Annotated in this window: 18 protein-coding genes; 9 read left to right on the forward strand and 9 right to left on the reverse strand. The window is 61.6% G+C overall.

Translation table 11 applies throughout. The annotated features are described in order from the left end of the window. Positions 1 to 172: 172 nt before the first annotated feature. The 4 genes from gap to QZ498_RS10280 form a co-directional block, all read right to left on the reverse strand. Positions 173 to 1,174, reverse strand: a complete 1,002-nt coding sequence (gene gap / locus QZ498_RS10265; RefSeq protein WP_294621937.1) for a type I glyceraldehyde-3-phosphate dehydrogenase — start codon at positions 1,172 to 1,174, stop codon at positions 173 to 175. A gap of 211 nt (positions 1,175 to 1,385) precedes the next feature. Then, a complete protein-coding gene (sucD, locus tag QZ498_RS10270) occupies positions 1,386 to 2,267 on the reverse strand; it encodes a succinate--CoA ligase subunit alpha (protein WP_294621938.1) in 882 nt (293 codons plus the stop codon). Next, positions 2,267 to 3,469, reverse strand: coding sequence for a malate--CoA ligase subunit beta (locus QZ498_RS10275; protein ID WP_294622000.1), 1,203 nt, complete (start codon positions 3,467 to 3,469; stop codon positions 2,267 to 2,269). The genes sucD and QZ498_RS10275 overlap by 1 nt, the downstream gene beginning before the upstream one ends. Beyond that, positions 3,466 to 4,410 carry a CoA ester lyase gene (locus tag QZ498_RS10280; protein ID WP_294621939.1) on the reverse strand — a complete coding sequence of 315 codons (945 nt, stop codon included), beginning with the start codon at positions 4,408 to 4,410 and terminating at the stop codon, positions 3,466 to 3,468. Before QZ498_RS10280 ends, QZ498_RS10275 begins: the two co-directional genes overlap by 4 nt. Before the next feature lie 1,079 nt (positions 4,411 to 5,489). Between QZ498_RS10280 and guaB the strand changes: the two genes are divergently transcribed. The 3 genes from guaB (at position 5,490) to QZ498_RS10295 (ending at position 10,621) form a co-directional block, all read left to right on the forward strand. Then, the gene (guaB, locus tag QZ498_RS10285) at positions 5,490 to 6,938 is read left to right on the forward strand and encodes an IMP dehydrogenase (RefSeq protein ID WP_294621940.1); all 1,449 of its coding nucleotides are present in this window, start codon (positions 5,490 to 5,492) and stop codon (positions 6,936 to 6,938) included. A gap of 6 nt (positions 6,939 to 6,944) precedes the next feature. Then, complete coding sequence (locus QZ498_RS10290) at positions 6,945 to 8,111, forward strand: RsmB/NOP family class I SAM-dependent RNA methyltransferase (RefSeq protein WP_294621941.1); 1,167 nt, start codon at positions 6,945 to 6,947, stop codon at positions 8,109 to 8,111. 164 nt (positions 8,112 to 8,275) lie between these two features. Then, positions 8,276 to 10,621, forward strand: coding sequence for an ATP-binding protein (locus tag QZ498_RS10295; RefSeq protein WP_294621942.1), 2,346 nt, complete (start codon positions 8,276 to 8,278; stop codon positions 10,619 to 10,621). Positions 10,622 to 10,833: 212 nt separating this feature from the next. Here the strand turns inward: QZ498_RS10295 and QZ498_RS10300 are convergent, their stop codons facing one another. Further along, complete coding sequence (locus QZ498_RS10300; protein ID WP_294621944.1) at positions 10,834 to 11,457, reverse strand: gamma-glutamyl kinase; 624 nt, start codon at positions 11,455 to 11,457, stop codon at positions 10,834 to 10,836. A 194-nt stretch (positions 11,458 to 11,651) separates the two neighbouring features. Here QZ498_RS10300 and recA point away from each other — a divergent pair, with 194 nt between their 5' ends. The 4 genes from recA to QZ498_RS10320 all read left to right on the forward strand — a co-directional run bounded on the left by recA (position 11,652) and on the right by QZ498_RS10320 (position 16,432). Further along, the gene (gene recA, locus QZ498_RS10305; RefSeq protein WP_294621945.1) at positions 11,652 to 12,725 is read left to right on the forward strand and encodes a recombinase RecA; all 1,074 of its coding nucleotides are present in this window, start codon (positions 11,652 to 11,654) and stop codon (positions 12,723 to 12,725) included. Positions 12,726 to 12,866: 141 nt separating this feature from the next. After that, positions 12,867 to 15,536: an alanine--tRNA ligase gene (alaS, locus tag QZ498_RS10310; protein WP_294621946.1), complete on the forward strand. Its 2,670-nt coding sequence runs from the start codon at positions 12,867 to 12,869 to the stop codon at positions 15,534 to 15,536. Between the two features lie 3 nt (positions 15,537 to 15,539). Beyond that, the gene (locus QZ498_RS10315; RefSeq protein ID WP_294621947.1) at positions 15,540 to 15,827 is read left to right on the forward strand and encodes a DUF1330 domain-containing protein; all 288 of its coding nucleotides are present in this window, start codon (positions 15,540 to 15,542) and stop codon (positions 15,825 to 15,827) included. 56 nt (positions 15,828 to 15,883) lie between these two features. Next, positions 15,884 to 16,432 carry a histidine phosphatase family protein gene (locus QZ498_RS10320; protein ID WP_294621949.1) on the forward strand — a complete coding sequence of 183 codons (549 nt, stop codon included), beginning with the start codon at positions 15,884 to 15,886 and terminating at the stop codon, positions 16,430 to 16,432. A gap of 14 nt (positions 16,433 to 16,446) precedes the next feature. On the opposite strand, the gene QZ498_RS10325 is transcribed toward QZ498_RS10320, so the two are convergent. The 3 genes from QZ498_RS10325 to QZ498_RS10335 all read right to left on the reverse strand — a co-directional run bounded on the left by QZ498_RS10325 (position 16,447) and on the right by QZ498_RS10335 (position 19,978). Further along, positions 16,447 to 17,121, reverse strand: a complete 675-nt coding sequence (locus QZ498_RS10325; RefSeq protein WP_367117640.1) for a DUF6639 family protein — start codon at positions 17,119 to 17,121, stop codon at positions 16,447 to 16,449. 67 nt (positions 17,122 to 17,188) lie between these two features. Then, positions 17,189 to 19,009 carry a translational GTPase TypA gene (gene typA, locus QZ498_RS10330; protein ID WP_294621953.1) on the reverse strand — a complete coding sequence of 607 codons (1,821 nt, stop codon included), beginning with the start codon at positions 19,007 to 19,009 and terminating at the stop codon, positions 17,189 to 17,191. A 33-nt stretch (positions 19,010 to 19,042) separates the two neighbouring features. Beyond that, positions 19,043 to 19,978 (reverse strand): GNAT family N-acetyltransferase, encoded by a 936-nt coding sequence (locus QZ498_RS10335; RefSeq protein WP_294621956.1) that lies wholly within the window; start codon positions 19,976 to 19,978, stop codon positions 19,043 to 19,045. 31 nt (positions 19,979 to 20,009) lie between these two features. Here QZ498_RS10335 and QZ498_RS10340 point away from each other — a divergent pair, with 31 nt between their 5' ends. Beyond that, on the forward strand, positions 20,010 to 20,162 hold the full coding sequence (locus QZ498_RS10340; RefSeq protein ID WP_294621958.1) for a hypothetical protein: 153 nt from the start codon (positions 20,010 to 20,012) through the stop codon (positions 20,160 to 20,162). Positions 20,163 to 20,313: 151 nt separating this feature from the next. Here QZ498_RS10340 and QZ498_RS10345 read toward each other — a convergent pair whose 3' ends face one another. Continuing rightward, positions 20,314 to 20,820 (reverse strand): single-stranded DNA-binding protein, encoded by a 507-nt coding sequence (locus tag QZ498_RS10345; RefSeq protein WP_294621959.1) that lies wholly within the window; start codon positions 20,818 to 20,820, stop codon positions 20,314 to 20,316. A gap of 195 nt (positions 20,821 to 21,015) precedes the next feature. On the opposite strand from QZ498_RS10345, the gene QZ498_RS10350 reads away from it, so the two are divergent. Beyond that, the gene (locus QZ498_RS10350; RefSeq protein WP_294621960.1) at positions 21,016 to 21,615 is read left to right on the forward strand and encodes a lytic transglycosylase domain-containing protein; all 600 of its coding nucleotides are present in this window, start codon (positions 21,016 to 21,018) and stop codon (positions 21,613 to 21,615) included. Positions 21,616 to 21,617 lie beyond the last annotated feature (2 nt).

The raw sequence follows: 21,617 nt of genomic DNA on the forward strand, positions 1-21,617 counted from the left end.
CGGCAGCGCGGCCTGCGTTGGCCAAGGACATGATGGACAATGCTGTGGCGGGCTATTGGCCAAAGGTTCATTACGGTGCTTTATAACCGGGGTTTATGGCGCGCGGCGGGCAAAATGAAACCCCCGGGCGCCGCTGGCTCCCGGGGGCAATCCATTGAAATGAATACTTTTCTTAGGCGAGGCGGCCCATGGCAACGGCCACGTCGGCCATGCGGCAGGAAAAGCCCCATTCGTTGTCGTACCACGCCAGAACGCGCACGAGGCGGCCACCGGTGACACGGGTCTGGTCCGGTGCAAAGATCGAGCTTTCCTCGGTGTGGTTGAAATCGACGCTGACCTTGGGCTCGGGGTCATAGCCCAGAACGCCTTTCATCGGGCCCGCGGCGGCTTCGGCAACGACTTCGTTTACATCGGCGGCGGTGACGTCTTTCTTTGCCACGAAAGTCAGGTCTACGGCTGAAACATTCGGGGTCGGCACGCGCATGGCCGAACCGTCCAGCTTGCCCTTGAGGCTGGGGAGCACCTCGCCCAGTGCCTTGGCCGCTCCGGTCGAGGTGGGGATCATCGACATGGCTGCGGCACGGGCGCGGTACAGGTCGGAATGGCGGCGGTCCAGCGTGGGCTGATCGCCGGTATAGGCGTGGATTGTCGTCATGATCCCGGACTCGATCCCGATTCCCGCGTCCAGAACCTTGGCCACAGGCGCAAGGCAGTTTGTGGTGCAGGAGCCGTTCGAGATCATTTTCTCGCCGGCTTGCAGGTCGGCATCGTTCACGCCGTAGACCACGGTGCGGTCGACGTTCTTGCCGGGGGCCGACAACAGCACCTTGCCGGCGCCGCGTTCGAGGTGCGCCTTCGCCTTTTCACCGTCGTTGAACTTGCCGGTGCATTCCATGACCACATCGACGCCCGACCAATCCAGTTCGTCCATGTCATAGGTTGAGAACATCTCCATCGGGCCGCGGCCCAGATCCATGGTGCCATCGCCGAGAACGATTTCGTTCGGAAAGCGCCCATGCACGCTGTCGTATTTCATCAGATGCGCCGAAGTTTCCAGTGGGCCAGTGGCATTGACCTTAACGACCTTGATGTCGTTGCGGGTGCTGGTGGCGATATGGGCGAGCGTACAACGGCCGATACGGCCAAATCCGTTGATCCCGACGGTGATCGTCATGGGGCGTCTCCTGCATGTATGAAGTTGCCCGGGGTATAGACGCAGGGACGGCCTGCGGGAAGGTGCAAAAGCGCGGTTTCCGCTAGAAATTCAAGGTGTTAGCGATAACTGTTATCGCAAACCCAAGGGCGGCGGTCACGGTTGCGCTAACGTGGCTGGGGCTTTGCGACTCAGTCAGCGGCGGGGGCCGGGTGACGGCCCCCGCGGGGTTTCAGGCTACCATCTTCGCCACGGTCTCGCCAAAGGCCGAGGGGGTCGGTACGATGGACACGCCCGCGTCTTTCAGGATTTCGACCTTTTCCTGCGCCGATTCCCCGAAGGCCGACACGATGGCACCGGCATGGCCCATGCGCCGCCCCTTGGGAGCCGACAGGCCGGCCACATAGGCGGCCACAGGCTTTGTCATGTGGTCGCGGATGTATTCGGCGGCCTCGGCCTCCTGCGGGCCGCCGATTTCGCCGACCATGACCACGGCGTCGGTCTCGGGGTCGTTCTCGAACAGCTCAAGGATATCGCGGAAACTGGAGCCGTTGACCGGGTCACCGCCGATACCGATGGAAGACGATACGCCGATGCCTTTGGCTTTCATCTGGCTGGCGGCTTCGTAGCCCAGGGTGCCCGAGCGGCCCACGATACCCACACGGCCGGGCATGTAGATATGCGGCGGCATGAGCCCGGCAAAGGCCTGTCCGGGCGTGATGATGCCCGCGCAATTGGGGCCAATGAGGCGCATGCGTTTTTCGGCTTTGTAGCGCCGCATGTAGCGCTTGACGTGGATCATGTCCTGCGCCGGGATGCCATCGGCGATGCAAACGCAGGTCTTGATGCCCGCATCCGCGGCTTCCATGATCGAGTCGGCGGCGAAGGGGGGCGGTACGAAACTGATCACCATTTCGGCCCCGGTTTCGGCCACCGCCCCTTTGACGGTGTTGAAGACCGGCAGGTCGAGGTGCGTGCTGCCGCCTTTGCCCGGGGTCACGCCGCCCACGACGTTGGTGCCGTGCTTGATCATGTCTTGGGTGTGGAAGCTCCCGATGCGGCCGGTGAAGCCGGTTACCAGGACCTTGGTGTCACTGTTGATGAGAATTGCCATTACGAGGCCTCCTTGAGGGATATGTCTTTCCAAGCGTCGACGACCTTCTCGGCGGCCTCGGCGAGGGTGTCGGTGGCGATGACGTTGACGGTGCTTTCGGCCAGGATTTTCTGGCCTTCTTCGACATTGGTGCCCGACAGGCGGACGACGACGGGGATTTTCAGGTCAAGCTCTTCCATGGCGCGGATAACGCCCTCGGCCACCCAATCGCAGCGGTTGATGCCGGCGAAGATGTTGACGAGGATCGCCTCGACCTTTGGGTCGTTCAGCACCGCCTTGAAGGACATCAGCACGCGGTCCGGGCTGGCCCCGCCGCCCACGTCAAGGAAGTTTGCAGGCTCGCCCCCGGCCATCTTGATCATGTCGAGCGTCGCCATGGCGAGGCCGGCGCCGTTGACGATGCAGCCGATTTGCCCGTCCAGGCCGATGTAGCTCAGGCCGTTGTCGCTGGCGAAGGTTTCACGGGTATCCTCTTGGCTTTTGTCGCGCAGTTCCGAGATCTCGGGGCGGCGGAAGAGGGCGTTGTCATCAAAGCTGACCTTGGCATCCAGCGCGACGATCTCGCCGGAATTGGTAACGACCATGGGGTTGATCTCGACCATGTTCGCATCCATTTCGCGCATCAGGCGATAGCAGCCCATGATGGTCTTGATCGCTTGCGGGATAAGGGTGGGATCAAGTCCGAGTGAAAAGGCGATTTCGCGCGCTTGGAAGGCCTGCATGCCAACTGCGGGGTCAACGACCGAGCGGATGATCGACTCGGGTTCTTGTTCCGAGATCTCCTCGATTTCCATGCCGCCTTGGGCCGAGGCCACGACGACGACGCGCTCTTCCTTACGGTCCATGACAAAACCGAGGTAGATTTCTTGTGCGATACTGGTGGCCTCTTCGACGTAGAGCCGGCTGACCAGTTTGCCTTGCGGGCCGGTTTGATGGGTCACGAGCTTGCGGCCCAGCATCCATTGGGCGGCGTCCGAGACTTCTTGTTCGTTCGAGCAGATGCGCACGCCACCGGCCTTGCCGCGGGCGCCGGAGTGGATTTGCGCCTTGACCACCCAGCGTTCGCCGGAAAGCTCGCTGGCGCGATAGACCGCCTGTTCGGGGCTGTAGGCAATGCCGCCGCGGGGCACCTGCACGCCGAAACGCTTGAGCAGGTCCTTGGCTTGGTATTCGTGGATATCCATCTGATTTTCCTTCCTTATCCGTGCTGTGCCTTGATGGCGTCATCGACGGCGATCACGTTGTTGGCCATGCGTTCGGAGGCCGCGTCGATCATCTTGCCGTCAAGGCTGGCCGCACCTTTACCCTCGGCCTCGGCCTTCTTGAGTTCCTCGATGATGCGGCGGGCGCGGGTGACTTCGGCCTCGGGCGGCGAGAAGACATCGTTGGCCAAGTCGATCTGGCTGGGGTGAATGGCCCACTTGCCTTCGATGCCAAGGGCGGCGGCGCGTTTGGCGGAGGCGGTGTAGGCTTCGGGGTCGTTGAAATCGCCGAAGGGGCCGTCGATGGCGCGCAGGCCATAGGCGCGGCAGGCGACGGTCATGCGCGAGAGGGCGAAGTGCCATTGATCGCCCGGATAATCGGGATTCAACCCGCCGATCACAACGGTGCGGGCGCGGTTGGAGGCGGCGTAGTCGGCCACCCCGAAATGCAGCGCCTCAAGCCGGCCGGGGGTTGCGGCGATGGCTTCGACATTGGCCATGCCGAGGGCGGTTTCGATTAGCGCCTCAAGGCCGATTTTATGAGTGAATCCCATGGCTTCCTCGATCTGGCTGACCATGGTTTCCACGGTGTAGAGGTCTGACGGCACCCCGACCTTGGGCACCAGGATGGTATCAAGGTGCTGGCCAGCTTGCTCCAGAATCTCGACCACGTCACGGTACATGTAATGGGTGTCGAGGCCGTTGATCCGGATCGAGACCGTCTTGCCCTTGGCCTTCCAGTCGATGTCGTTGAGGGCCTGAATGATATTGGCGCGGGCGTTAACCTTATCGGGGGGCGCCACGGCGTCTTCGAGATCGAAGAAAATGTAGTCCACAGCGCTGTCGGCGGCCTTTTCGATCATTGACGGATTGGAGCCGGGCACGGCCAGCTCGGAGCGCTGAAGCCGTTGTTTTTTAAGGGGAAAGAGGGTGTAGCTCATGTGGGTGTCCTTTGGGTGTGCTGTTGCGACCAGATTGGACCGGATGGCCGCGCGGGGACACTTTCGCATGGGTGGCAATGCCTGCCGGGGGATGGGGGGCGGGCCTGAACGGGTAGGGGCGCACTACCCGGCAAGGCCGCGCCGGGATGCCGATGCACACCGTCGCTGCGGTGCAGAGAAGCCTAAGGAAAACAATTGTTTATGATCGGAAACTTATGCTCCGGCAGGGCGTGGCCGAGCGTGCAAAACGGCGCGAGTTGGCTTGGGGGCCGGCGGGTGTCGTTAACCCTTGGCGCGAATCGGGGTCAAGCCCTTGGTTAACAGCCAAAACCCCTTGGCTGTATCACGTCGGCATTTGTGCGGTATCGCGTCGGTATTCTGGACCGCACTCCCGGTCGTTAACAGGGCGCACGGTGAAAAACGTACGAAACGTACGCGCGTTTTGTACGTTTTTGGCGGTGCGCGCTCATCAGCCCTGACGGGCTTCTTCGCGAGCTATGGGTGGACGTTCCGGGTGAGTGACAAAGTGAATGGCTGGTTTGCGGGACAGAGTCGCCGTTGGACAGTAGCGAGAAGGGCCGCGACCGACCCTGGGAGGGCTTTGCTAACTCCATTCGGCGCGCAAAGTCGTCGCACTCAAAACATTGCTTCGGCGCTTAACGCCACCCATGCGCCCTCCCGGGGGGAGGGCCCGTTCTCGGCGTTTGCTTGCAAACGCCTGTCACGCAGCGGGGCGCGGCCCGGGGCAAGCCCGGGCGAAACGTTGAATGAACGTCAAGCAAGGGCTCGATCCGGACCTTCGTGGTAAGGGTATATAACGGTCGCAAAGCCCGGATGATGCGGGCTGTGATCAACCGCGCCGCGCCATCACAGTGACAACCTGCGATTTTGGTTTCGTGTCTTCGTGCTTGCCAAATATGTGTTGGGCCGGAGTTTGTGGTGGGGCGGTTAAGGGACCAAGCCGATATAGCACTGTCCATCTGCGACCTCTTCGCGCTGTCGGGACAATCGGCCCTTTCCATTCACCTCTTCCCGTGCAATAGGGAAGCGCCAAACGATCCCGGCCAAGGAGTGAGCTGATGGAGATTCGTGAGGCCCTGACCTTCGATGATGTTCTTTTGGTACCTGCCAAGTCCAGTGTGCTGCCCAGCACGGCGGATACGCGGACGCGAGTCACCAAGTCCATTGACCTGAATATTCCCTTGCTCAGCTCGGCCATGGATACCGTGACCGAGAGCCGCATGGCGATCTGCATGGCGCAGACCGGCGGCATGGGCGTGATTCATCGCAACCTGACCGTTGAGGAGCAATCCCGCGAGGTGCGCCGGGTGAAGCGCTTTGAAAGCGGTATCGTTTACAACCCCGTGACCCTGACCCCCAACCAGACCCTGGCTGATGCCAAGGCCTTGATCGAGCGCTACAACTTCACCGGATTCCCGGTGGTGGATGAGAAGGGCCATGTGGTGGGGATCGTGACCAACCGGGATATGCGGTTCGCTTCGTCGGATGACACACCCGTGCATGTGATGATGACCAGCGACGATCTGGCGATCTTGCAGGAGCCTGCCGACCGCGAAGAGGCCAAGAGCCTGATGCGCGCCCGGCGGATCGAGAAGCTGTTGGTGACCGACAAGGCCGGGAAGCTGACTGGATTGCTGACGTTGAAGGATACCGAGCAAGCGGTGGTGAACCCGACGGCCTGCAAGGACGAGTTGGGCCGGTTGCGCGTTGCTGCGGCCTCGACCGTGGGGGATGCCGGGTTCGAGCGCACGCAGGCCTTGGTAGATGCGGGTGTGGACATGGTCGTGATTGACACCGCGCATGGCCATTCCGAAGGGGTGGCACAGGCGGTTGAGCGGGCCAAGGCGCTGTCGAACGAGGTGCAGATCGTGGCCGGGAACGTGGCCACGGCGGAGGCCACAAAGGCGCTGATCGCTGCCGGGGCGGACGCCGTCAAGGTGGGTATCGGACCGGGCAGCATTTGCACCACCCGCATGGTGGCGGGTGTGGGTGTGCCGCAACTGACCGCGATCATGGATTGCGCTGAGGCGGCGGGCGATGTGCCTGTGATTGCCGATGGCGGTATCAAGTTCTCGGGCGATTTTGCCAAGGCGATTGCGGCCGGGGCGTCCTGCGCCATGGTGGGCAGCATGTTGGCCGGAACGGATGAATCCCCCGGTGACATGATCCTGTATCAAGGCCGGAGCTTTAAGGCTTATCGCGGCATGGGCAGCCTTGGCGCCATGGCGCGCGGCAGTGCTGACCGCTATTTCCAGAAGGATGCGGCCAGTGACAAACTGGTTCCGGAAGGGATCGAGGGGCAGGTGCCCTACAAGGGCGCGGCTGGCAATGTGATTCACCAATTGGTGGGCGGCTTGCGCGCGGCCATGGGCTATACCGGCTGTGGCACGGTCGAAGAAATGCGCAGCGGGTGTAACTTTGTTCGTATCACCAACGCGGGCTTGAGCGAGAGCCATGTGCACGACGTGCAGATCACCAATGAAAGCCCCAATTACCGTCGTGGGTAGGGCCCATTGACCCCCGGTGCGCGCATTCAGGCCGCGGCCGAGGTTCTGGACGACATCCTTGGCGGTGTGCCGGCGGAGAAGGCCTTGACCGGCTGGGCGCGGCGCTCGCGTTTTGCCGGGTCCAAGGACCGCGCGGCGGTGCGCGATCATGTGTTTCAAGCGTTGCGCTGTCGGCGGTCTTATGCCTGTCTTGGCGGCGGGCAGACGGGCCGGGCCTTGATGCTGGGGGGCTTGCGGGCAGAGGGGCGCGACCCGGCGGAGGTTTTCACCGGGCAAGGTCATGCGCCGCAGGTTTTGAGCGCTGAGGAGGCCTCGGCGGGTCATGTGCCCGAGGCACCCGGGGATCGTTACGATCTGCCTGATTGGATGATTCCGAGATTCGAAGAGGCTCTGGGCGGGGAATGGCAGGCTGTGGCCGAGGCCCTGCGATACAGGGCGCCGGTGGTTTTGCGGGTGAACCTGCGCAAGGCCTCGCCTGAGGCGGCACTCGAGGCTTTGGCCGAAGACGGTGTGTTGGCCGTGCGGTCGGGGGTGGCCGAGGCGGCGCTTGTGGTGCGCGACGGCGCTCGGCGCGTGGCCGGATCGCGGGCCTATCGCGAGGGTTTGGTCGAGTTGCAGGATGGATCGAGTCAAGCGGCGATGGAGCGGCTTGCCATACCGTCGGGTGGCCGCGTCCTGGATTTTTGCGCCGGGGGCGGGGGCAAGACTTTGGCCCTTGCCGCGCGTGGAGAGGCGCAGTGGTTCGCGCATGATGCCGCGCCGCAACGGATGCGCGACTTACCCGAACGTGCCAAACGCGCGGGCGTCTCAGTGACCCTGTTGCGCGACGGGGTCGAGGGCGCGGGGCCTTTCGACCTGGTGCTCTGTGACGTGCCATGCAGCGGCAGCGGCACATGGCGGAGAACGCCGGATGCAAAGTGGCGCTTGACCCCTCGCGATCTGGACGATTTGGCCGATGTGCAGGCCGAGATATTGGATCGCGCTAGCAGGCTCGTGGCCCCCGGTGGATGGTTGGCCTACGCCACCTGTTCCGTGCTGCGCGAGGAGAACGAGGCACAGGTCGAGGCCTTCGTGGCGCGCACCCCGGAATGGGGGGTGAAGACGCTTGAACGCTGGCCCGTTTCGGGCGGGGGCGACGGGTTTTTCCTTGCTATTTTGGCGCGATGGAAATGATCAGGAATCAACTTTGACGAAAGTATCGCTGCCGTTAAGCTCGGTTTAAGGTTTTTCCCGCAGAACGGGGGAAGCTGTGACAACTGGATGCGATGGTGGCTTTTTCGAGTTTTACAACCACACCGGTGCGCCGTGCGAGCGAAGGGTTACGCGGTCGCGCGCCTATGCTGCTGGCTGCCGCCGCGGTTTTCGCCACCTCGGCCCTGCTCGTTGAAGGCGCGCAAGAGCGGCTGGCATTCGCGTTCCTTGCAGCAACCTTGGGGGCTGTCGCCGCTGCCTTGTGGATAGGGCATGCATTCGTGTCGCGCGGCCAAGCCGCGCAAAAGCGCCATTGTGAGGCGCTTTTGGGTAAGGATGCCGCTCCACTTTTCCTTGCCGGGGCCGATGGGCGATTGCTTTTCGCCAATGACGCGGCGAAAGCAGCCTATGGGTGTACGGGCGAGGGGACATTGGCGGGGGCCTTGCGGAACGTGCTGGCAAACCCCGGTCCGATCCTGTTTCGCTTGGAGACGCGTGCGCAGTCAACGGGCGCCGCCAGCGAGGATATCCTGACGCAAGGCGGGCTTTTGCGGCTGCATGTGCATCGTGCGGGGCCGGACAGTTTTCTGTGGCGGGTCGACAAGGCCAGTGAACAGGCCCGGGGCACGGCGGGCGAGGTGCCCCTGCCGATGCTGACGGTCGGCCGGAATGACGCAATACTGTTCATGAACAGCGCCGCGCGGGCCCTTGTGGGCGAGCGCGCCAAGACATTGGACCGGGTCTGCCCGCGCCTTCCATTGCGCTCGGGGCAGGTCAACGACATCAGTACGCGCGACGGCCTGATGCCCTGTCTCGCGGTTGAATTGGAAGGCACTGCGGGGCGGCGCGAGATATTCCTTCTGTCAGATATCGTTGCCACCGAGCGTCAACCCGAAGGGTGGGACTTCATCGACGAAGTGCCGGTTCCCTTGCTGAAGGTGCGGCGGACAGGAGAGATACAGCTCTCCAATGCGCCCGCCCGGGCGCTTTTGGGTGTGCAGAGCTGTGCCGGATCGGAGCTTGGCGATCTGGTGGAAGGTCTGGGCCGGTCCTTGCGCGATTGGCTGGACGACGCGGCATCCGGTCGCGGCACCCAACATAGCGAGGTGCTCAAGGTCAAGAGTGACGCGCGGGAAACCTTTGTACAGATAACGCTCAACCGATTGACCGAGGCGGGCGAGACCGTGCTGGTGGCGGTGCTCAACGATGCGACCAAGCTGAAATCCCTCGAAGCGCAATTTGTTCAGAGCCAGAAAATGCAGGCCATCGGGCAACTGGCGGGTGGCGTGGCGCATGATTTCAACAATCTGTTGACGGCTATTTCGGGTCATTGTGATCTTCTTTTGACCCGGCATGACGAGGGTGACGAGGATTTCGGCGACCTGATGCAGATCAACCAGAACGCCAACCGGGCTGCGGCCCTTGTCGGGCAATTACTGGCCTATTCCCGCAAGCAGACCCTGCAGCCCGAGCCGCTTGACCTGCGTGGGGTCTTGTCGGAATTGGCGCATCTCCTCAACCGCTTGGTGGGCGAGAAGGTCAGTTTGAACCTTGCCCATGACCCGCAGCTTTGGGGAACGCGCGCCGACAAGCGTCAATTGGAGCAGGTGTTGATGAACCTCGTGGTCAATGCCCGCGATGCCATGCCCGAGGGCGGGACCATCTCGATCGAGACCGAGAACCTGACGCTTGCCGAGCCTTGGCACCGCGACCGCGCCGTTGTTGCGCCGGGCCGCTATGTTAAGGTGTCTGTCAGTGACACCGGCGAGGGTATCGCGCCCGAGAAGCTGCAAAAGGTTTTCGAGCCTTTCTACACCACGAAGCGCGCGGGCGAAGGGACGGGACTGGGCTTGTCGACCGCCTATGGCATCATCAAGCAAACCGGTGGTTTTATCTTTGCCGACAGCACCTTGGGGGAGGGCACGCGGTTTATGCTTTTGCTGCCCGCGCTTGATCCGACCGTGAAGGTTGACGAAACCGAGGACGTCGGCACAACCGGTGCGATGACCCATCGCAGCGGTGTCGTGCTTTTGGTGGAGGACGAGGCGCCGGTGCGTGCTTTCGCGAGCCGGGCGTTGCAAATGCGCGGGTTTACCGTTCTGGAAGCCGAAAGCGGCGAGGCGGCGCTGGAGCTTTTGGAGGATGATGCGACCCGGATCGACGTCTTCGTGACCGATGTGATCATGCCCGGGCTGGATGGGCCGGGATGGGTGCGTCAGGCCATCGAAACACGGCCCGAAACCCGAGTGGTCTTCATGTCGGGATATGCCAAGGAGTCCTTCGGCGATGTGCAGGCGGGAATTCCCAACTCGACCTTCCTGCCGAAGCCCTTTTCGCTGAGCGAGTTGACCGAGACAGTTCAGCACCAGATGCCAGCGGAGCGCCAGCCGGAGGCTGCTGCACGCGACGCGTCCGACCCGGATGGCGACTCGCATGTTGTTTCACCGTCACCTTCAGACATCGCTGTACCGCAAAACGCGTCGAATGATTGAGTGCTGCAACGCATCTCGGGAAAGGCTCTGCTTCGGGGTTCTCACGAAACACTGTTTCCGGCCGAGATGACCGACGCTTTGGAGGGCTGTCCGGTAAGGAGGCAGGATGCCGCAGGGTTGTCCGCAGGTTGGCCGGCGTTCCCAATAACCGCATCTTGGCCTGGATGACCGCCCGGCGCCTGCACCTAGCCGTGCTTGCGCGTCGCCCGTCGTCAGCTTTCGAGGGGTGTGTAGGCTCCGGCCTCGCCAATCCCCTCCCATAGCGCGAATTCATGGGCACATTTGCGTCGCAGGCGTTGCTCGACTCCGGGCGACAGCACCGGCGCGCCCGGCGGAGATTCGTTCAGGCGTTTCGTTTCAAAGCTGTGACCCAGACGCTCCGACAGGAAACCGCGCAACCCGGCCTGATCCTCGTAGCGGAACAAATGTGTCGCCTTTGTGCCATTGTTGCAGGGTTCAACAAATTTCGCCTGCGAGCCGACCTCGGCAAAAGGTGGGCGTTTGCCCTGCATGTAGGCAAGTGCAAAGTCATCGAAACTGACCTCGTGGGTGGCATTTTTCGCGCCTTCCATGCCGGGGCGTTGACGATATCTATACCAACTGCCCAGCCAGTCGGTGGGCTCGCGGATCACGGCAAGAACGTCGAAGCCTTCGCCGCAGAATTTTTCAAGCGCGGGGCGGAAGAATCGGTTGTAACGGAAAACTGGCGCATGTTTGAGTTCTGGCGGATTGCGCACCACCAGATCGGCCTTGGGCGCGAGCGCGGCCTGATAGGCGGTGGTGCCGGTCTTGGGCACTGACAAAAATACCAGCTTGGCTTGGGCAAATACGAGCATTCAGGGCCTTTCACACAGTTTTCGGGAGCAAACCAGCCCCCGGTAACCACTCTTTAACCCATATGGCAAAAACTCTGAATGTGAACATTTTTCTTGAAATGTTCTCCTTTTGTATCCATAAGCTGAGGGAACAAGAGGTGAACGAAGGCAGCGATTGCCGCCCGACAGCGGGTGTGAAATAAGGGATCAGGATAATGGCAACGGCAGATCTTTTGACCATGGACAGCAAGAAAAACGCGGACAAGCAAAAGGCGCTCGATAGCGCGCTGGCGCAGATCGAACGGCAGTTCGGCAAGGGCTCGATCATGAAGATGGGCTCGGACAACCCGGTTGCCGATATCGAGGCGACCTCGACCGGGTCGCTTGGCTTGGACATTGCCCTAGGCATTGGCGGTTTGCCAAAAGGCCGGATCGTCGAGATTTACGGACCTGAAAGCTCGGGCAAGACGACGCTGACCCTGCATTGCGTGGCTGAGGAACAAAAGAAGGGCGGGGTTTGCGCCTTTGTGGATGCCGAGCATGCGCTTGATCCGATCTATGCCAAGAAACTGGGTGTCGATCTGGACGAGTTGCTGATTTCGCAACCCGATACCGGTGAGCAATCGTTGGAGATCGTGGATACCTTGGTGCGCTCGGGTGCTGTGAGCATGGTTGTGGTCGATTCGGTGGCCGCGCTGACCCCGAAGTCGGAACTCGAAGGCGACATGGGCGACAGCAACGTGGGCGTTCAGGCCCGGTTGATGAGCCAAGCCATGCGCAAGCTGACCGGCTCGATCAGCCGCAGCAAATGCACGGTGATCTTCATCAACCAGATTCGCATGAAGATTGGCGTGATGTTCGGCAGCCCGGAAACCACCACCGGCGGTAATGCGCTGAAGTTCTACAGCTCGGTTCGCTTGGATATTCGCCGCATCGGCGCCTTGAAGGACCGCGACGAAGTGGTGGGCAACGCCACCCGGGTCAAGGTGGTCAAGAACAAGGTTGCGCCGCCCTTCAAGCAGGTGGAATTCGACATCATGTATGGCGAAGGCATCTCGAAGATGGGGGAGCTACTGGACCTTGGCGTGAAGGCTGGCGTGGTCGAGAAATCGGGCAGCTGGTTCAGTTATGGTGACGAGCGCATCGGGCAGGGCCGGGAGAACGCCAAGACCTTCCTGAAGGAAAACTCCAAGATCGCTTATGAGATCGAGGACAAGATTCGTGCGGCGCACGGGTTGGATTTCGATCTGCCCGAGGGCGGTGAGGACGAGGATATCGTCGAGGCCTGAGGCCTGACCGGCCCCGCACAGAAACAAGGGAAAGGCCCGTGGCATGCGCCCGGGCCTTTTTCTTGCTGTGGACACCGCCCGCGCGCATGGCTACATCTGCGCAACGCCTGCAAAAAAACGTCCCGAAAAAGAGACCCTCCGATGCCGACGCTCAATGAAATCCGCTCTACCTTCCTGAACTTCTTTGAGGAGAACGATCACCGGATCGTCGATAGCTCGCCACTTGTGCCGCGCAATGACCCGACCTTGATGTTCACCAACGCGGGCATGGTGCAGTTCAAGAACCTCTTCACCGGGGTGGAGCACCGCGATTACAAGCGGGCGGCGACCAGCCAGAAATGTGTGCGCGCGGGCGGCAAGCATAACGATCTGGACAACGTGGGCTATACCGCGCGGCACCATACGTTTTTCGAAATGTTGGGGAATTTCAGCTTTGGGGATTATTTCAAGGAGCAGGCGATCCCCTATGCGTGGGATTTGCTGACCAAGGAGTTTGGCCTGAACAAGGACAAGCTGTTGGTCACGATCTACCACACCGATGACGAAGCCGCCGAGATCTGGAAGAAATACGCAGGCCTTTCGGATGATCGAATCATCCGCATCGCCACCGACGACAACTTCTGGTCGATGGGGGCCACGGGGCCGTGTGGGCCCTGCACCGAGATTTTCTATGATCATGGGCCCGAGATTTGGGGTGGGCCTCCGGGTAGCCCGGAGGAAGATGGCGACCGGTTCATCGAGATCTGGAACCTCGTTTTCATGCAATACGAGCAGTTCGAGGATGGCACGCGGCAAGACCTGCCCAACCAGTCGATCGACACCGGCATGGGGCTGGAACGGATCGGCGCGCTGTTGCAGGGTAAGCACGACAATTACGACACCGACCTGATGCGGGCCCTGATCGAGGCCAGCGCCAATGTCACCAGCCAAGACCCCGATGGTCCGGGTAACGTCCATCACCGGGTGATCGCGGATCACCTGCGCTCGACCTCCTTCCTGATTGCTGATGGGGTGATGCCCTCGAACGAGGGGCGCGGGTATGTTTTGCGGCGGATCATGCGGCGGGCGATGCGGCATGCGCATTTGCTGGGTGCGAAAGACCCCGTGATGCACCAATTGGTGCCAAATCTGGTGGCGCAGATGGGGCAGGCCTTCCCCGAGTTGGGCCGGGCGCAGCCTTTGATCGAAGAGACGCTGAAACTGGAAGAGACCAAGTTCAAGCAAACATTGGACCGGGGTTTGCGCCTGTTGGATGATGAGTTGGGCAAACTGCCCGATGGGTCGGCGCTTCCGGGGGAAGCGGCATTCAAGCTTTATGATACCTATGGTTTCCCGCTGGACCTGACGCAGGATGCCTTGCGCGAGAAGGGCCGCGAAGTGGATGTAAGCGGCTTCGAGGCGGCCATGGCCGAGCAGAAGGCCAAGGCGCGCGCGGCGTGGTCGGGCTCGGGCGAGGCGGCGGATGCGGCTATCTGGTTTGATATTGCAGAGGATGACACCAAGGGCACGACCGATTTTCTAGGCTACGACACCGAAGTGGCCGAAGGGCAGATTTTGGCCTTGGTCAAGGATGGTGCGGAAATCGATAAGGCCGCGAAGGGCGATGAGGTGCAGATCGTCCTGAACCAGACGCCGTTTTACGCCGAATCCGGCGGTCAGGTCGGCGATACCGGCACGTTGAAAACCGATGGCGGCAGCGCGCGGATCACCGACACCAAGAAGGTGGCCGGGGTGTTCATCCATTTCGCCAAGATTGAAGACGGTGAGATGGCACCGGGACAGGCCGCGCAGTTGGAGGTGGATCACGCTCGCCGCACGGCCATTCGCGCCAACCACTCGGCCACGCACCTGTTGCACGAGGCCCTGCGCCATGCGCTTGGCGATCACGTGGCGCAGCGCGGCTCGCTCAATGCGCAGGACCGGTTGCGGTTCGATTTCAGCCATTCCAAGGCCCTGACGGCAAGGGAACTGGAGCAGGTCGAGACCGAGGTGAACAGCTATATCCGCCAGAATGCACCGGTGGAAACGCGGATCATGGCGCCGGATGATGCGCGCGATTTGGGTGCGCAGGCCCTCTTCGGCGAGAAATACGGCGACGAGGTGCGGGTTGTCTCGATGGGGCTTCAGGATGGCTCGGGCAAGGGCTTGGATGGCCGGACCTATTCGATTGAGCTTTGCGGGGGCACCCATGTGCAACAGACCGGGGATATCGGCGTTTTCGTGACCTTGGCCGATCAGGCCTCAAGTGCTGGCGTGCGGCGGATCGAGGCGCTGACCGGGCAGGCGGCGTTTGACTATCTGAGCGATCAGGCACACCGGGTTGAAGCCCTGGCCGGGGAACTGAAAACCAAGCCCGAGGATGTGGTCGACCGGGTGAAGGCCCTGATGGACGAGCGCAAGGCACTTGCCAACGAGGTGGCGCAGTTGCGGCGTGAGTTGGCCATGGCCGGTGGTGCGGGGCAGGGCGATGGACCCGAGGCCAAGGAAATTGGCGGCGTGAAGTTTTTGTCCCAAGTGCTGTCGGGCGTGTCGGGCAAGGACTTGCCCGCCTTGATTGACGAGCATAAATCGCGGCTTGGCTCAGGCGCTGTGTTGCTGATCGCGGATGCGGGCGGCAAGGCGGCTGTGGCGGCTGGCGTGACCGATGACCTGACGGGCAAAGTATCGGCGGTTGATCTGGTCAAGGCGGCGGTGCCGGAACTTGGCGGCAAGGGCGGCGGGGGTCGCCCGGATATGGCGCAGGGCGGGGGCCGCGACGTGGGCAACGCCGAGGCCGCCATCAAGGCCGCCGAAGCCGTGTTGGAGGGATAAACCATGCCAGCGCTTTGGATTGCTCATGTGACTGTCACCGATGCCGAGGCCTACGGCCGCTATGCCGAATTGGCAGGCCCGGCGATTGCCGCTCATGGCGGCAGCTTTATCGCCCGCGGCGGGCGCTTCGTGCAGTTGGAAGGCAAGGAGCGGCCGCGCAATGTGGTGGCCCGTTTTCCAAGCGTGGAAGCGGCCGAGGCCTGCTATCACAGCCCGGAGTATCAAGAGGCGCTGAGCCATGCCCGCGGCGCGTCCGAGCGGGAGCTGGTGATCGTGGAGATCACTGAATAACACTGGCCTTTCGGCGCATTGGTTCTAACCTTCTGCTGAAAGCAGGAGGGTAAGCGATGCGGTTTTTTCTTGTAGCACTCATGGCGCTTTGGCCCGTTTGGGCCACAGCACAAGATTTTTCGGCCCTCAAGGAACCGGGTGTTGTGGCCCTGATGCGCCATGCGCTTGCACCCGGCACGGGCGACCCGGCGAATTTCGATGTGAAAGAGTGCAGCACGCAGCGGAACCTTGATGACCGTGGCCGCGCGCAGGCGCGGCGCATTGGGGAGATGATGCGCGAGGCGGGGGTGGAATTCGACACGATCTGGAGCAGTCAGTGGTGTCGCTCGAAGGATACGGCTGTCTTGCTGGACATGGGCGAGGTTGTGGAATTTCCGCCGATCAATTCACATTTTGCCGGGCGCGGGGACCGGGCGGCGCAGCGCAAGGTGACGCTTGAGGCGATTGCAGAACAACCCGAAGGCGCACGGCTTTTGCTGGTCACGCATTTCGTCAATATCAATGCGCTGACCGGGCAAGGGGCCAGTTCCGGTGAGATCGTCGTGACCCGTCGCACGCAGGGTGGCGGGCTTGAGGTCATCGACCGGATCAACATCCAGCCTTGAGCGTGGTCCACGGGTCAAGGGTGTTCGGAGTCGAACAGGATCTTGCCCTCCATGATTTGCTTGATATAGGCGCAGCTATTTTCGCGCTGCATCAGGTGGCCCCAACTTTTGCGGATAAAGGCATTGGGGGCCATATAAAGGATCATTGGGTTGATCTCATCGCGGGTAATTGTCTTGTCGATTTCAAAACCGTTTTCGATCTCCTCTCGCGTGGCGGGCGGAAGGGTCATGATCTGCATCGTGTAGGCTAGGTATTCGGCCGTTGCGGCGCAGTCGCCAAAGGGGCAGGGGGTTGCATCATAGGCGGCATGGGTCAGTTCATGCGCCAAAATGCTCTCGAAGAACTCTTGTTTGGAGAGGGTGGCGAAAACGCTTTTTTCCGTTCGCTGAGAAAGGGCCGCGTCGGGGCTGAGAACCTCGATATGGTTTTCGCCGCAATGGTAAAGACCAAGGCATGAGCTTGGTAGGTCGCTCACAATTTCGATTTTGACCGGCCGGTGCAGGTGCACGTGACACTCTGATAGGCGCGAAAGCACGCTTTGCGTGGACTGGCAGATTTGCGCGGCAAGATCCCTGTTATCGGCAGTGACCGTAACAGGGATCGCGTTGCAGCTTAATGTCACTGCAGCCAGCGGTGCGGGGGCAAGCCCGCACAGCGCTGCGATCAAGGCGATCCATCGGTTCTGCAAGCTGCCCCCACCTGTTTTGCTATCCTGGTGAAGGATAGCTTAGCACAGGGACATGCGGGGGCGTCTATTATGCAGTTTTTGCGGCGCGCTTACGCTCATGCGGGTCGAGGTGGCGTTTGCGCAGCCGGATGGCATTGGGGGTCACTTCGACCAGTTCATCGTCGTCGATATAGGCAATCGCCTCTTCAAGGCTCATGGTGACCGGGGTGGTCAGGCGCACGGCCTCGTCACTGCCCGAGGCGCGAACGTTGGTGAGTTTCTTGCCCTTGAGCGGGTTCACCTCAAGGTCGTTTTCGCGGCTGTGTTCGCCGATGATCATACCTTGGTAAACCTTGGCCTGCGCGCCGATGAACATCTTGCCGCGCTCTTCCAGATTCCACAGGGCGTAGGCCACGGATTCGCCGTCTTCCATGGAGATCAGCACACCCGCGCGACGGCCCGGGATCGGGCCCTTGTGTGGCGCCCAGGTGTGGAATACGCGGTTCATGACGCCTGTGCCGCGCGTGTCGGTCAGGAATTCGCCCTGATAGCCGATAAGCCCGCGCGAGGGGACATGCGCAATGATCCGGGTTTTGCCTGCACCGGCCGGTTTCATCTCGACCAATTCACCCTTCCGCGCGCCGGTGATCTTTTCGATGACCGCGCCCGAGTAATCATCATCAACATCGATGGTGACCTCTTCGATGGGTTCAAGCCGTTCGCCGTTCTCACCTTCGCGGAACAGAACCTGCGGGCGTGAGATGCTGAGTTCGAACCCTTCGCGGCGCATGTTTTCAATGAGAACGCCCATCTGCAATTCGCCACGGCCTGCGACTTCGAAGGCCTCGCCGCCGGGGGTGTCGGTGATGCGGATGGCGACATTGGATTCGGCCTCTTTCATCAGGCGGTCACGGATGACGCGGCTTTGCACCTTCTTGCCGTCACGGCCCGCCAGCGGGCTGTCGTTGATGCCGAAGGTGACGGTGATGGTGGGCGGGTCGATCGGTTGCGCCTCAAGCGGTTCGTCGACCGCCAAAGCACAGATCGTATCGGCCACGGTGGCCTTGGACATGCCCGCTAGGCTGACGATGTCGCCGGCCACGGCCTCGTCGATGTCTTGTTGGCCAAGGCCGCGGAAGGCCTGGATTTTCGTCACGCGGAACTGTTCGATTTTCTGGCCCACGCGGCTGAGGGCTTGCACGGTCTGACCCACCTTGAGGCGGCCCGATTCGACGCGGCCCGTGAGGATGCGACCGACGAAGGGGTCTGCGCCCAGTGTGGTGGCGAGCATGCGGAAATCCTCGCCTTCGCGGGTGATTTGCTTCGGTGCGGGGACGTGGTTGACGATCAGGTCAAAGAGTGCGGTGAGGTCCTTGCGCGGCCCGTCCAGCTCATGATCGGCCCAGCCGGAGCGGCCCGAGGCGTACATATGCGGGAAATCGAGCTGGTCGTCATTGGCGCCGAGGTTGGCGAAAAGGTCAAAACATTCGTCCAAAGCACGGTCGGGTTCGGCATCGGGTTTGTCGACCTTGTTGAGCACCACGATGGGGCGCAGGCCAAGAGCCAGCGCCTTGGAGGTGACGAATTTGGTCTGCGGCATCGGGCCTTCGGCGGCATCGACCAGCAGGACAACGCCATCGACCATCGACAAGATCCGCTCAACCTCGCCGCCGAAATCGGCGTGCCCGGGGGTGTCGACGATGTTGATGCGGGTGGTTTTCCATTCAACACTGGTGGCCTTGGCAAGGATGGTGATGCCGCGTTCGCGTTCCAGATCGTTGCTGTCCATGGCGCGTTCATCGACGGCCTGATTGGCCCGAAAGGCCCCGGATTGTTTGAGCAATTCGTCGACAAGCGTGGTTTTGCCGTGGTCGACGTGGGCGATGATTGCGATGTTGCGCAGGTCCATGGATGGCGTTCCTCAAGTATGGTTGGGTGCCGCCTATACCGCGGGACGGCGAATTGCCAGAGGGATTATGCCGCAGGGCAGCCGCAGGAGGCTGGGGCCAAGGGGCCGGGCGCAGGCACCGCTGCCCAGTTTGAAGCGCGCAAGGCCGGGTGTTGTTTCGGTATCGAGGGTGCCGAGGTCAATCTGCTGAAACCCCTTGCGCGCCAAGTATTTGGCGGCGTTCCAGAGAAGCAGGTGGTGGGCAGAGGCTGGGGCGCAGTCGCGGTCGCGCCAGCCGATTTGATAGGTGGCCCGGTGACCGTGCAGCAGGAAAATCATGACGGCGAGGGGGCGCGTTCCGTCACGGATTTGGAAAACCCGCGTGGCCTTGGGCGCGGCTTGGGACCAGTGCAAAACGAAGGTCGGTATCACGTCGGTATAGCGTCGGTATTTGCGCTGTGCCCTTTCCAGATCGAGCAGGGGCGCATCGCGGGCGGGGTCGAAGAGCCGATGACTGACCGTGAGGTCCGCATCCTCGGCCCGGCGCAAGCGGTTGCGCCATTTGCCGTGCTGGCGCGCGCGCATGATGTCAGGGTCGGGATCAAGCGGCAGCTCGGCCACGTGTTGAGGGGTGAGCAGGGGGCGGTAGCCAAGAGCGGCGTAGGGTGCTGTGGCCTCTGGGCTGTCGGGGGTGGCAAGCCAGAGCCCCCGGAGGCCACTGCCGAGGGGGAGCCGCGAGAGGAGTGCGGTTTGATCTTCGGTGGAGAGGCCGGGGGACCAGACCGGACCGCGCGGCACCCAATGCAGGGGCAGGCCCATGATGTGGCGCGAGAGGATTTGTGCGTGGGCCAGACAGTTGCCGTTCTGCGTGATGCGCAAAACCTGCACCTTGGCCCCAAGCCGCGTCATGGCCTGCCCATAAGCGGGGCTTTGATGCAGGGGCGCATCGGCGGGCGGCTGGGGGCCGGGGGCAGTGAGGGTGCAGTCCATACCCGCCATTAACCGCTCGGTTACCTAAGGTATGGTTAATGATCTCATGGCAGAGCCGGAAAACCGAATCCTTGGGGTCCATGCCCCGCCGCCACGCCCGACGCTTTGGGCGGCGTTGCTGCTGGCGGTCGTCTTGGCGGTGCCGGTGGGGGTGGTTTTGAGCGTGGTCGATTGGCTTTGGTAAGCCGCGTCGACGCGGCTTGGGCAATCGCCTTGCAAGGCGATTACACGCGGTTGCTGAACCGCGTGAGGCAAGGCCTTTCGAAAGGCCTTGGCGGGCAAGGAAAAACCCCGCCGGAGGGGCGGGGTTTTGATGCTGTCCCGGACGTGGCCGATCAGAACGGGATTTCGTCGTCGATATCGCGCGAGGGGCCGCCTTGGGGTTGTCCCTGCGAGGAGGAGCCGCCGCCGCCATAGTCGCCACCGTAATCATTGCCGTAGCCGCCACCTTGGCCACCGCCGTAGTTGCCGCCGCCACCGCCGCCATCGCTGCGACCGTCGAGCATGACCAGTGTTCCATCGAAGCCTTGCAATACAACCTCGGTCGAGTAGCGATCTTGACCGGATTGGTCTTGCCATTTGCGGGTTTGTAGCTTGCCTTCGAGGTAAACCTTGGAGCCTTTGCGCAAGTATTGTTCACACACACGGACCAGCCCTTCAGAGAAGATGGCGACAGAGTGCCATTCCGTCCGCTCACGGCGTTCGCCGGTGTTGCGGTCTTTCCAGTTTTCCGAGGTGGCGATGCGCAGGTTGCAGACCTTGCCGCCGTTCTGGAACGTCCGCACCTCGGGGTCGCGGCCGAGGTTGCCGATGAGAATTACCTTGTTGACTGAACCGGCCATCCGGACCCCCTTCGTTGGTTACATGAGCAGTGTTTGGGTGCTTACATCACCGCAGCGCCGTAAATGGAAGTTTAAAATTTGCCAAAAAACAATCGGAAACCTGCGAAAAAACGCGTTTGATTGTTCGCTGTCATGGCATTTTACGAAAGATCGCGTATATTTGCCGCCAAATTGGCGTTGGGGGACAGTAGCGTTATGCGGATTTTGCCCGTCTTGATTGCAGTCGTCGGACTATGCCTGCCCGCGTTGGCGCAGGCCGATGTGCTTTCCACGAAAAGCCGCAGCAACCTGTTCAAATCGCAGACCAACGTGCTCGATACCCGTGCCAAGCAGCAATACAACAATTCCATTCGTTTGCAGCCACAGAAGATTCGCACGCCCACGAAATGGGGCAGTGCCGAAGGCGTTGGGCGATCTTACAACGGCAAGTATCGCGGACGTTTCCTTCAGATGGCCAAGGATGCTGCCCGTCGCCATGGTGTGCCGCAAGACTTGTTCCTGCGTTTGGTGCAGCAGGAATCGGGTTGGAAACCTGCGGTGCGGTCGCACAAAGGGGCAATCGGGTTGGCGCAGTTGATGCCGGGCACCGCGCGGATTTTGGGCGTGAACCCGCATGACCCTTACGAGAACCTCGAAGGCGGCGCCCGCTATCTAGCGCAGCAATACCGCACGTTCCGGTCATGGCGTTTGGCCTTGGCAGCCTATAACGCTGGTCCGGGGGCGGTAAAAAAATATGGTGGTGTTCCGCCCTTCAAGGAAACGCGCAATTACGTGAAAATCATCTGGGGTAGCTGAGG

It is taken from the genome of uncultured Roseovarius sp. (genome assembly GCF_913057115.1).
GTDB lineage: Bacteria > Pseudomonadota > Alphaproteobacteria > Rhodobacterales > Rhodobacteraceae > Roseovarius.

What these genes read in the sequence shown, in the direction of transcription:
- gap (WP_294621937.1), bottom strand. Translation starts at nt 1,174, where the DNA reads ATGACGATCACCGTCGGGATCAACGGATTTGGCCGTATCGGCCGTTGT.
- sucD (WP_294621938.1), bottom strand. Translation starts at nt 2,267, where the DNA reads ATGGCAATTCTCATCAACAGTGACACCAAGGTCCTGGTAACCGGCTTC.
- QZ498_RS10280 (WP_294621939.1), bottom strand. Translation starts at nt 4,410, where the DNA reads ATGAGCTACACCCTCTTTCCCCTTAAAAAACAACGGCTTCAGCGCTCC.
- guaB (WP_294621940.1), top strand. Translation starts at nt 5,490, where the DNA reads ATGGAGATTCGTGAGGCCCTGACCTTCGATGATGTTCTTTTGGTACCT.
- QZ498_RS10295 (WP_294621942.1), top strand. Translation starts at nt 8,276, where the DNA reads ATGCTGCTGGCTGCCGCCGCGGTTTTCGCCACCTCGGCCCTGCTCGTT.
- QZ498_RS10300 (WP_294621944.1), bottom strand. Translation starts at nt 11,457, where the DNA reads ATGCTCGTATTTGCCCAAGCCAAGCTGGTATTTTTGTCAGTGCCCAAG.
- recA (WP_294621945.1), top strand. Translation starts at nt 11,652, where the DNA reads ATGGCAACGGCAGATCTTTTGACCATGGACAGCAAGAAAAACGCGGAC.
- alaS (WP_294621946.1), top strand. Translation starts at nt 12,867, where the DNA reads ATGCCGACGCTCAATGAAATCCGCTCTACCTTCCTGAACTTCTTTGAG.
- QZ498_RS10315 (WP_294621947.1), top strand. Translation starts at nt 15,540, where the DNA reads ATGCCAGCGCTTTGGATTGCTCATGTGACTGTCACCGATGCCGAGGCC.
- QZ498_RS10320 (WP_294621949.1), top strand. Translation starts at nt 15,884, where the DNA reads ATGCGGTTTTTTCTTGTAGCACTCATGGCGCTTTGGCCCGTTTGGGCC.
- typA (WP_294621953.1), bottom strand. Translation starts at nt 19,009, where the DNA reads ATGGACCTGCGCAACATCGCAATCATCGCCCACGTCGACCACGGCAAA.
- QZ498_RS10335 (WP_294621956.1), bottom strand. Translation starts at nt 19,978, where the DNA reads ATGGACTGCACCCTCACTGCCCCCGGCCCCCAGCCGCCCGCCGATGCG.
- QZ498_RS10340 (WP_294621958.1), top strand. Translation starts at nt 20,010, where the DNA reads ATGGTTAATGATCTCATGGCAGAGCCGGAAAACCGAATCCTTGGGGTC.
- QZ498_RS10345 (WP_294621959.1), bottom strand. Translation starts at nt 20,820, where the DNA reads ATGGCCGGTTCAGTCAACAAGGTAATTCTCATCGGCAACCTCGGCCGC.
- QZ498_RS10350 (WP_294621960.1), top strand. Translation starts at nt 21,016, where the DNA reads ATGCGGATTTTGCCCGTCTTGATTGCAGTCGTCGGACTATGCCTGCCC.